This is a genomic window from Pseudomonas sp. SIMBA_068, from assembly GCF_046534705.1.
Lineage (GTDB): Bacteria > Pseudomonadota > Gammaproteobacteria > Pseudomonadales > Pseudomonadaceae > Aquipseudomonas > Aquipseudomonas putida.
Window position 1 is genome coordinate 1 of record NZ_JAWRYI010000261.1, and the last position, 306, is coordinate 306.

General features: G+C 55.9%; 1 pseudogene. It reads right to left on the reverse strand.

The features are described from left to right. A pseudogene (locus tag SB756_RS29100) lies at positions 1-306 on the reverse strand (exopolyphosphatase); the annotation flags it as partial.

Here is a 306-nt window from a genome sequence, read left to right on the forward strand (position 1 = left end):
CGAGGTGGTTTGTGCACCCGTGCCGGTTACCAGTTCAGTACTGGCACCGCCTATATCCACCACCAGGCGCTGATCGGCACCGCCAGTTGTGTGAGCAACGCCCTGATAAATCAGACGTGCTTCCTCTTCACCGCTGATCACCTGTACCGGACAACCGAGGATTTCCTGCGCTTTGGCAATAAAATCACCCGCATTGACGGCAAGACGTAATGTCGCCGTAGCGACAACGCGAATTTGCGAGGGAGGGATATCTTGCAGACGTTCAGCAAACAGGCGCAGACATTGCCAACCGCGCTCCATTGCTTC